The sequence below is a fragment of the Streptomyces sp. CO7 genome (genome assembly GCF_053474865.1).
Genome location: NZ_JBRIOU010000004.1, coordinates 207,630 through 216,423 on the forward strand (window position 1 = coordinate 207,630; position 8,794 = coordinate 216,423).

8 protein-coding genes are annotated in these 8,794 nt (G+C 71.6%); 2 read left to right on the top strand and 6 right to left on the bottom strand.

The genetic code is table 11. The features are described from left to right. On the top strand, positions 1-371 hold a 371-nt coding region (locus tag ACOV8S_RS13665; protein ID WP_448318089.1), incomplete at its 5' end, for a PucR family transcriptional regulator. 25 nt (positions 372-396) lie between these two features. Here the strand turns inward: ACOV8S_RS13665 and ACOV8S_RS13670 are convergent. Further along, positions 397-984 (bottom strand): TetR/AcrR family transcriptional regulator, encoded by a 588-nt coding sequence (locus ACOV8S_RS13670; RefSeq protein WP_448318090.1) that lies wholly within the window; start codon positions 982-984, stop codon positions 397-399. Positions 985-1,079: 95 nt separating this feature from the next. Here ACOV8S_RS13670 and ACOV8S_RS13675 point away from each other — a divergent pair, with 95 nt between their 5' ends. Then, positions 1,080-2,600, top strand: coding sequence for an MFS transporter (locus ACOV8S_RS13675; RefSeq protein WP_448318091.1), 1,521 nt, complete (start codon positions 1,080-1,082; stop codon positions 2,598-2,600). Positions 2,601-2,740: 140 nt separating this feature from the next. Here ACOV8S_RS13675 and serA read toward each other — a convergent pair whose 3' ends face one another. From serA to ACOV8S_RS13700, 5 genes are all read right to left on the bottom strand, one after another. Next, positions 2,741-4,330 (bottom strand): phosphoglycerate dehydrogenase, encoded by a 1,590-nt coding sequence (gene serA, locus ACOV8S_RS13680; protein ID WP_448318092.1) that lies wholly within the window; start codon positions 4,328-4,330, stop codon positions 2,741-2,743. A gap of 226 nt (positions 4,331-4,556) precedes the next feature. Next, a complete protein-coding gene (ilvC, locus tag ACOV8S_RS13685) occupies positions 4,557-5,555 on the bottom strand; it encodes a ketol-acid reductoisomerase (protein WP_351111967.1) in 999 nt (332 codons plus the stop codon). Positions 5,556-5,672: 117 nt separating this feature from the next. After that, entirely contained in the window at positions 5,673-6,197 is a 525-nt protein-coding gene (gene ilvN, locus ACOV8S_RS13690; RefSeq protein ID WP_108954261.1) for an acetolactate synthase small subunit, read from the bottom strand. A gap of 20 nt (positions 6,198-6,217) precedes the next feature. Then, positions 6,218-8,068 (bottom strand): acetolactate synthase large subunit, encoded by a 1,851-nt coding sequence (locus tag ACOV8S_RS13695; RefSeq protein ID WP_448318093.1) that lies wholly within the window; start codon positions 8,066-8,068, stop codon positions 6,218-6,220. 243 nt (positions 8,069-8,311) lie between these two features. Further along, a partial coding sequence (locus tag ACOV8S_RS13700) for an EAL domain-containing protein (protein ID WP_448318094.1) occupies positions 8,312-8,794 on the bottom strand: 483 nt, incomplete at its 5' end.

The window sequence follows — 8,794 nt, forward strand, 5'->3', positions numbered from 1 at the left end:
GGGCCGGGGAGGCGGGCGAGCTGTGGGACCAGGCGCTGGCCGCGGCCCGCGCCGTCACGGCGGAGCCGCGGCTGGGACCGGTGGCGCAGTGGTCGGCGATCGGCCCGTACCGCCTGCTCACCCGGCTCCCCGCGGGCGCGGCCGAGGACACGGCGCTGCGCGAGCTGCTGGCCCACCCCGAACTGGCCCGCACGGTGGAGGTCTACCTCGACCACGCCGGGCAGGCCGGCCGGACCGCCGCCGCCCTCGGCATCCACCGGCAGACCCTCTACTACCGGCTCTCCCGCGTCGAGCAGCTCACCGGCCTCGACCTCGACGACGGCGAGCACCGTCTGCTGCTCCACATGGGCGTCAAGGCCGCCCGCCTCTGACCGCCGGCGCCCGGGCGGCCGCCGGCTAGCGCTCCTGCGCCGGCGCGCCGCCGACCAGCCGGAACAGGCCGTCCGTGATCTGATCGCCGGTCGGGGCGAGGGCGGGGTCCAGCGAGTGCTGGGCGATCATGCCCGCGAGCAGCACCATGATCAGGCTTCCGACGGTGTCCGTCGTCCCGTCGTCGAGGCTCTCCTCCGGAAGCCCCAGCAGCAGCGCGGCGAGACCGCGGCCGCCCTCCCGCTGGGCCGCGACCAGGTTGCGGGTGATCTCCGGGAACCGGTCCCCCATGGTGATGACCTCGATGCTGAGGTGCCAGACCGAGTCGGGCCGGTCGAACGACTCGACGACCGTCTTCAGTACTTTCCGGATCCGCTCCGGCGAGCCCGGGGCGGTTCCGGCCGCGCCGGCCTCCCAGTCGAAGTGCTCGGCCTGTTCCTCCATCAGCCCCACGTACGCCTGGGCGAGCAGGGCGTCCTTGGACCCGTAGTGGTAGCCGATCGACGCCAGGTTGGCCCCCGACTCCCGCACGATGTCGCGCGCGGTGGTCCGGGCGAAACCCTTCTCCCGCAGACAGCGCTTGGCGCCGTCGAGCAGATCCTCACGATGACCCATGTGCTCACCCTATCCGTCCCTGTACAAGCGTCCCTGACATCTGTCTTATACAAGCGTCATAGACAAGCGTATAAGACGTGTGTACCGTCACTGCCATGACGACGACAACGCCTTCTCCGGCCCGGGCCGGACGCCGTGAGTGGACCGCGCTGGCGGTCCTGATGCTGCCGCTGCTGCTGGTCTCGATGGACGTCTCGGTCCTGTTCTTCGCGATCCCCGCGATCAACGCGGACCTCGCGCCCACCGGCACCGAGCAGCTCTGGATGTTCGACATCTACGCCTTCGTCCTGGCCGGCCTGCTGATGACCATGGGCTCGCTCGGCGACCGCATCGGCCGCCGGCGGCTGCTGCTGTTCGGGGCGGCGGCGTTCGGCGCGGCGTCGCTGGTGGCCGCCTACGCCGACAGCGCGCCGACGCTGATCGCCGCCCGCGCCGTCCTCGGCATCGGCGGGGCCACCCTGATGCCGTCCACCATGGCGCTGGTGCGCACGATGTTCACCGACCCGGGCCAGCGCGCCCAGGCGGTCGGCGTGTGGAGCGCGGTGATGACCGGCGGTGTCGCGCTCGGCTCGGTGATGAGCGGCCTGCTGGTCGAGTTCTTCTGGTGGGGCTCGGTGTTCCTGGTCAACCTGCCCGCCATGGCGCTGCTGCTGGTCCTCGGCCCGGTGCTGCTGCCGGAGTCCAAGGACCCCTCGCCGGGCCGGTTCGACCTGCTGAGCGTGCCGCTCTCGCTGGCGGCGGTGCTGCCGCTCATCCACGGCGTCAAGGAGTTCGCCTCCCACGGCTGGGAGCCCGAGCAGGGCGCGTTTCTCGGGGCCGGGCTGCTGTTCGGGGCGCTCTTCGTGTGGCGTCAGAGGACGGCGGCCTCCCCGATGATCCCGCGGGGCCTGTTCCGCTCGCGCGGCTTCGGCCCGGCGGTGGCGCTCAACGCCGTCTCCGCGCTGGGCATGATGGGCTCCTCCCTCTTCACCACGCAGTACCTGCAGTCGGTGCTGGGCATGAGCGCCCTGGAGGCCGCCCTGTGGTCGCTGGCGCCCTCCCTGCCGATCGGCGCCGCCGCGCCGGCCGCCGCCGCGGCGGTCCAGAAGGGGGTGCCCCGGGTCCACGTGGTCACCGCCGGGTTCGCCGTCGCCGCCGCCGGTTACGCGCTGCTCGCCGCCCCGGGGACCGACTCACTGGTGCTGGTCCTGGTCGCCGCGGGGGTCCTGGCCTGCGGCATCGTCCTGGTCATGTCGCAGATGACGGACCTGGCGCTGGGCGCCGCGCCGGTGGAGAAGGCGGGCGCCGCCTCCTCGGTGCTGGAGACGGGCGCGGAGTTCGGCGGCGCGCTGGGCATGGCGGTGCTGGGGTCCGTGGGCACCGCCGTGTACCGGGACGCCATGCCGGCCTCGGCCCCCGGGACGGCCCGGGAGACCCTCGGCGGCGCGCTGGCCACCGCGGCCGAACTGCCCGGCCGGGCGGGCGAGTCGCTGGCCCGGGCGGCGCGGGCGGCGTTCACGGACAGCATGCACGTGGCGGGACTGACCGGTGCGGCGCTGCTCGCCGTGGCCGCGGTGGCGGCCGCGCTCACCCTCCGCGGGATCCGGCCGGCCGCCGACTGCGGCGACCGCGACTGAGCCGGCCGTCCTGTCGAGCGGGCCGTGGTCGGCTGGTGCTCCCGGCAGGCGGGAAGGGGATGTAGCAGGAAACGGGGAAGGACCCGTCCACCGCTTCTCGCGGCGGGCGGGTCCTTCCTCGTGCCCCGGGGGGCGGTCGCTCAGGTCAGGTTGATGGCCCGGGCGGAGGTCGCGCCGATCTCCTCGGCCAGCTCCGACAGCACCGCCGCCGGCACCGTGTCGTCGACCGTCAGCACCGCGAGCGCCTCGCCGCCGGCCGCCGCACGGGCGACCTGCATGCCGGCGATGTTGACGCCGGACTCGCCGAGCACCCGGCCGACCGTGCCGACCACGCCGGGCCGGTCCGCGTAACGCAGCACCACCATGTGGTCGGTGAGCGCCAGGTCCACGTCGAACTCGCCGACGGCGACGAGCTTCTGGTGGTGCTTCGGCCCGGCCAGCGTGCCGGAGACCGACACCTCCGCGCCGTTGCCCAGGGTGCCGCGGACGGTGACCACGTTCCGGAAGTCCGGGGACTCGGAGCTGGTGGTCAGCCGCACCTCGACGCCGCGCTCCTGCGCGAACAGCGGGGCGTTGACGTAGGAGACGGTGTCCTCGACGACGTCCTCGAACACGCCCTTGAGCGCCGAGAGTTCCAGCACCTTGACGTCGTGCTGGGTGATCTCGCCGTACACCTCGACGTCGAGCCGCACCGCGACCTCGCCGGCCAGCGCCGTGAAGATGCGGCCCAGCCGCTCGGCCAGCGGCAGACCCGGCTTGACGTCCTCGGCGATCACGCCGCCCTGGACGTTGACCGCGTCCGGCACCAGCTCGCCCGCGAGCGCCAGGCGCACCGAGCGGGCGACGGCGATGCCGGCCTTCTCCTGCGCCTCGTCCGTGGACGCGCCGAGGTGCGGGGTGGAGACGACCTGGTCGAACTCGAAGAGCGGGGAGTCCGTGCAGGGCTCCTTCGCGTAGACGTCGAGGCCGGCGCCGGCGACCCGGCCCTCCTTGAGCGCCGAGTACAGCGCCTCCTCGTCGACGATGCCGCCGCGCGCGGCGTTGACGATGCGCACCGTCGGCTTGACCTTGCGCAGCGCCTCGTCGCCGATCAGGCCCAGCGTCTCGGGGGTCTTGGGGAGGTGGACGGTGATGAAGTCGGAGACCTCGAGCAGCTCGTCCAGCGTCAGCACCTTCACGCCCATCTGCGCGGCCCGGGCGGGCTGCACGTACGGGTCGTAGGCGACGACCTTCATGCCGAAGGCCGACATCCGCTGGGCGACCAGGGCGCCGATGCGGCCGAGGCCCACCACGCCGAGGGTCTTCTCCGCCAGCTCGACGCCGGTGTACTTGTTCCGCTTCCACTCGCCGTTCTTGAGCGCGGCGTTGGCCTGCGGGATGTTGCGGGCCGTGGCGAGGAGCAGGCCGCAGGCCAGCTCGGCCGCGGTCACGATGTTCGAGGTGGGGGCGTTGACGACCATCACGCCGGCCTTGGTGGCGGCGGAGACGTCGACGTTGTCGAGGCCGACGCCCGCGCGGGCGACGACCTTCAGGCGGGACGCGGCGGCGATGGCCTCGGCGTCGACCTTGGTGGCCGAGCGGATCAGGATCGCGTCGACGTCGGCGATGGCCGGGAGCAGTTCGCCCCGGTCGGCTCCGTTGCAGTGCCGGATCTCGAAGTCCGGACCGAGCGCGTCGACAGTGGCGGGCGACAGCTCTTCAGCGATGAGTACGACAGGTTTCGAGCTCACGTGAGTCCTCAATTGCGTTGCGGACGGCCGTCCCGACGGCCGCAGGCGTGGAGGGGTGCTAGCCGCGTGGAAGACGCACGACGCTGTGGGCCTGACGCGTATGCAGTGCAGTGTAGTGGGGCCCCGGTCGTCGTCCCGCGCCCCTGCGGAAGGATCACCCGTCCGTGCGGTTTCCGCACGGACGGGAGAACGGGGCCGGAGCGGTGCTCCGGCCCCGCCGGGCGGCTCAGGCCTCCTCGTCCACCCAGCTCATGAGCTTGCGCAGCTCCTTGCCGGTGGTCTCCAGCAGGTGCTGGGAGTCCTGGTCCTTGTACTCGTTGTACTTCTTCAGACCGCCGTGGTACTCGTCCATCCACTGCTGCGCGAAGGTGCCGTCCTGGATCTCGGCGAGGACCTTCTTCATCTCGGCCTTGGTGGCGTCGGTGATGATCCGCGGGCCGGTGACGTAGTCGCCCCACTCGGCGGTCTCGGAGACCGACCAGCGCATCTTCTCCAGGCCGCCCTCGTACATGAGGTCGACGATCAGCTTCAGCTCGTGGAGGCACTCGAAGTAGGCGATCTCCGGCTGGTAGCCCGCCTCGGTGAGGGTCTCGAAGCCCGCCTTGACCAGCGCCGCGGTGCCGCCGCAGAGCACGGCCTGCTCGCCGAACAGGTCGGTCTCGGTCTCCTCGGTGAAGGTCGTCTTGATGACGCCGGCGCGGGTGCCGCCGATCGCCTTGGCGTACGACAGGGCGAGCGCGAAGGCGTTGCCGCTGGCGTCCTGCTCGACGGCCGCGATGCACGGGACGCCGCGGCCCTCCTCGTACTGACGGCGCACCAGGTGGCCCGGGCCCTTGGGGGCGACCATGCAGATGTCGACGCCGGCCGGGGCCTTGATGAAGCCGAACCGGATGTTGAAGCCGTGGCCGAAGAACAGCGCGTCGCCGTCCTTCAAATTGTCCTTGATGGACTCCTCGTAGACCTGCGACTGGATCGGGTCCGGGACCAGGATCATCACGACGTCGGCCTCGGCCGCGGCCTCGGCCGGGGTGACCACGCGCAGGCCCTGCTCCTCGGCCTTCGCCTTGGACCTGGAGCCCTCGTGCAGACCGACACGGACGTCGACACCCGAGTCACGCAGCGACAGGGCGTGGGCGTGGCCCTGGCTGCCGTAGCCGATGACCGCGACCTTGCGGCCCTGGATGATGGACAGGTCGGCATCGGCGTCGTAGAACAGCTCGGCCACTTCGGTTCACTCCTAGTTGTGTCACAGGTGCTGCGCCCAGCGTATGACCGGGCGGCGGAAGAGGGTTGACGGTCTCGCCATGCGGGCGAGCCGGTGGTTCCTGGGAAGCGGAGCAGCTCAGGAGGCGCGCTCGACGGCGCGCAGCGAGCGGTCGGTGATCGACCGCGCGCCGCGCCCTATGGCGATCGTCCCGGACTGCACCAGCTCCTTGATGCCGTAGGGCTCCAGCATCCGGAGCATGGCCTCGAGCTTGTCGCTGCCGCCGGTCGCCTCGATGGTGACGGCCTCCGGGGAGACGTCCACCGTCTTGGCGCGGAACAGGTCGACGATCTGGGTGATCTGCGAACGGGTCTCGTTGTCCGCGCGCACCTTGACCAGGACCAGCTGGCGCCGGACCGACTGGACCGGGTCCAGCTCGACGATCTTCAGGACGTTGACCAGCTTGTTGAGCTGCTTGGTGACCTGCTCGAGCGGCAGGTCCTCGACGCCGACCACGATGGTGATGCGGGAGATGTCGGGGTGCTCGGTGACGCCCACGGCGAGCGAGTCGATGTTGAACCCGCGGCGGGAGAAGAGCGCGGCGATCCGCGCCAGGATGCCCGGGGTGTTCTGCACCAGGACGGAGAGCGTGTGCTTCGACATGTCAGGTGTTCCTCGTCCCATCACTCTTCGTTGTCGCCGAAGTCGGGGCGGACGTCCCGGGCGGCCATGATCTCGTCGTTGGAGGTGCCGGCCGCGACCATCGGCCAGACCATCGCGTCCTCGTGGACGATGAAGTCCACGACGACGGGACGGTCGTTGATGGAGTTGGCCTCCTCGATGACCTTGTCGAGGTCCTCGGGCGACTCGCAGCGGATCGCGTAGCAGCCCATCGCCTCGGACAGCTTGACGAAGTCCGGGACCCGGGTGCCGGCGCTCGGGCCCTTCTGGTCGGCGCCGGGACCGGAGTGCAGCACGGTGTTGGAGTAGCGCTGGTTGTAGAAGAGCGTCTGCCACTGGCGGACCATCCCCAGCGCGCCGTTGTTGATGACGGCGACCTTGATCGGGATGTCGTTCAGGGCGCAGGTGGTGAGCTCCTGGTTGGTCATCTGGAAGCAGCCGTCTCCGTCGATCGCCCAGACCGCGCGCTCCGGCCGGCCGGCCTTGGCGCCCATCGCGGCGGGGACCGCGTAGCCCATCGTCCCGGCGCCGCCGGAGTTCAGCCAGGTGGCCGGGGTCTCGTGCTGCAGGAAGTGGGCCGCCCACATCTGGTGCTGGCCGACGCCCGCGGTGAAGATCGTGCCCTCGGGGGCGAGCTGCCCGATCCGCTCGATGACCTGCTGCGGGGAGAGCGAGCCGTCGGAGGGCAGCTCGTAGCCCAGCGGGTAGTTCTCCCGCCACCGGTCGAGGTCCGCCCACCAGGCGCCCAGGTCGGCGCGGTGGCCCTCGGAGTGCTCCTTCTGCACGGCCTGGACCAGGTCGGCGATCACCTCGCGGGCGTCGCCGACGATCGGGACGTCCGCCTCGCGGTTCTTGCCGATCTCCGCCGGGTCGATGTCCGCGTGGACGATCTTCGCGTACGGGGCGAAGCTGTCCAGCTTGCCGGTGACGCGGTCGTCGAAGCGGGCGCCGAGGGCGACGATCAGGTCGGCCTTCTGCAGCGCGGTGACCGCGGCGACCGAGCCGTGCATGCCGGGCATGCCCAGGTGCTGCGGGTGGCTGTCGGGGAACGCGCCCAACGCCATCAGCGTGGTGGTGACCGGCGCCCCGGTCAGCTCCGCGAGCACCTTCAGCTCGGCGGTGGCGCCGGCCTTGAGGACGCCGCCGCCGACGTAGAGCACGGGGCGCTTCGCCGAGGTGATCAGCCGGGCGGCCTCGCGGATCTGCTTGGCGTGCGGCTTGGTCACCGGCCGGTAGCCCGGCAGGTCGACGGCCGGGGGCCAGGAGAAGGTGGTCTTCGTCTGGAGGATGTCCTTCGGGATGTCGACCAGGACCGGGCCGGGGCGGCCGGTGGAGGCGATGTGGAAGGCCTCGGCGATGACCCGGGGGATCTCCTCGGCGCGGGTGACCAGGAAGCTGTGCTTGGTGATCGGCATGGTGATGCCGACGATGTCCGCCTCCTGGAAGGCGTCCGTGCCGATCGCCGCGGACACGACCTGCCCGGTGATCGCGACCAGCGGCACGGAGTCCATGTTGGCGTCGGCGATCGGGGTGACCAGGTTGGTGGCGCCCGGCCCCGAGGTGGCCATGCAGACACCGACCTTGCCGGTGGCCTGCGCGTAGCCGGTGGCCGCGTGGCCGGCGCCCTGCTCGTGCCGGACCAGGACGTGGCGCACCCGGGTGGAGTCCATCATCGGGTCGTACGCCGGAAGGATCGTGCCGCCGGGAATGCCGAAGACCGTGTCGACCCCTACCTCCTCGAGCGAGCGGATGAGCGACTGGGCGCCCGTGACGTGCTCGGTCGGCGACTGCTGGAGTCCTCCGTTGCGGGGCCGCGGCTGCGGATGGTGGGCCCCGGTGGCCTGCTCGGTCATCGGCATTCTCTTCTCGATGCGAGGTGGTGTGTGCGAGCTGTTCGCGAGTTCTGTTCTCTGGGCGCGTCGCCCCCGTGCAACAAAAAACCCCTCGTGCCGTGAGGCAAGCGAGGGGAGCGCGTCGGGCGGTAGGGCGCTGGATCTCCGGTTCTCCTCCGGAGGTCCAGCTCAGCCGACGCGCTGTCCAAGTACGAGAATTCGGGTGCGCATGACCTTGACCCTCCCCCCGACGCCTGTCGGGTGTCAAGTGGGTGGGACGACGGTCTCACTATGTGGCCGAAGACCGCCGTACTGCCAGCCCCCGTACGGCACTCCCCCGGCCCGCGCGGGAGGCAGCGGAGAGCGGTTGCCGGGGCCCCCGCCCGGACCGGCCCCGGACGGCGCCGTCCGGCCCGCGGAGGAGGCGCGGTGCGCCCCGGAGCCGCCGGGCCTGCCGCTGCCGCCCGCGCCGTGCCGGACGACGTCGGGCGGCACCGGACAGCGCCCCTCGGCGAGCGCCCGGCGGATGCGGTACTCGTCCAGCGGCGCGGAGAAGGCACCGCCCATGCCGTGGGTGCAGCCCATGGCCCGCAGCACGCTCACCTGGTCGGGCAGGTCCACGCCGTCGGCCACCGTCTGCATCCCGAGATCGGCGGCGATCCTCAGCAGGCCGCTGGTGATCTTGTAGAGGCGGGCCGACTCCAGCACGCCCTCGACCATGCTCCGGTCGAGCTTGATGACCTCCAC

Excerpts from the sequence above, each read along its gene's own strand:
- ACOV8S_RS13670 (WP_448318090.1), bottom strand. The coding sequence starts at position 984 with ATGGGTCATCGTGAGGATCTGCTCGACGGCGCCAAGCGCTGTCTGCGG.
- ACOV8S_RS13675 (WP_448318091.1), top strand. The coding sequence starts at position 1,080 with ATGACGACGACAACGCCTTCTCCGGCCCGGGCCGGACGCCGTGAGTGG.
- ilvN (WP_108954261.1), bottom strand. The coding sequence starts at position 6,197 with ATGTCGAAGCACACGCTCTCCGTCCTGGTGCAGAACACCCCGGGCATC.
- ACOV8S_RS13695 (WP_448318093.1), bottom strand. The coding sequence starts at position 8,068 with ATGACCGAGCAGGCCACCGGGGCCCACCATCCGCAGCCGCGGCCCCGC.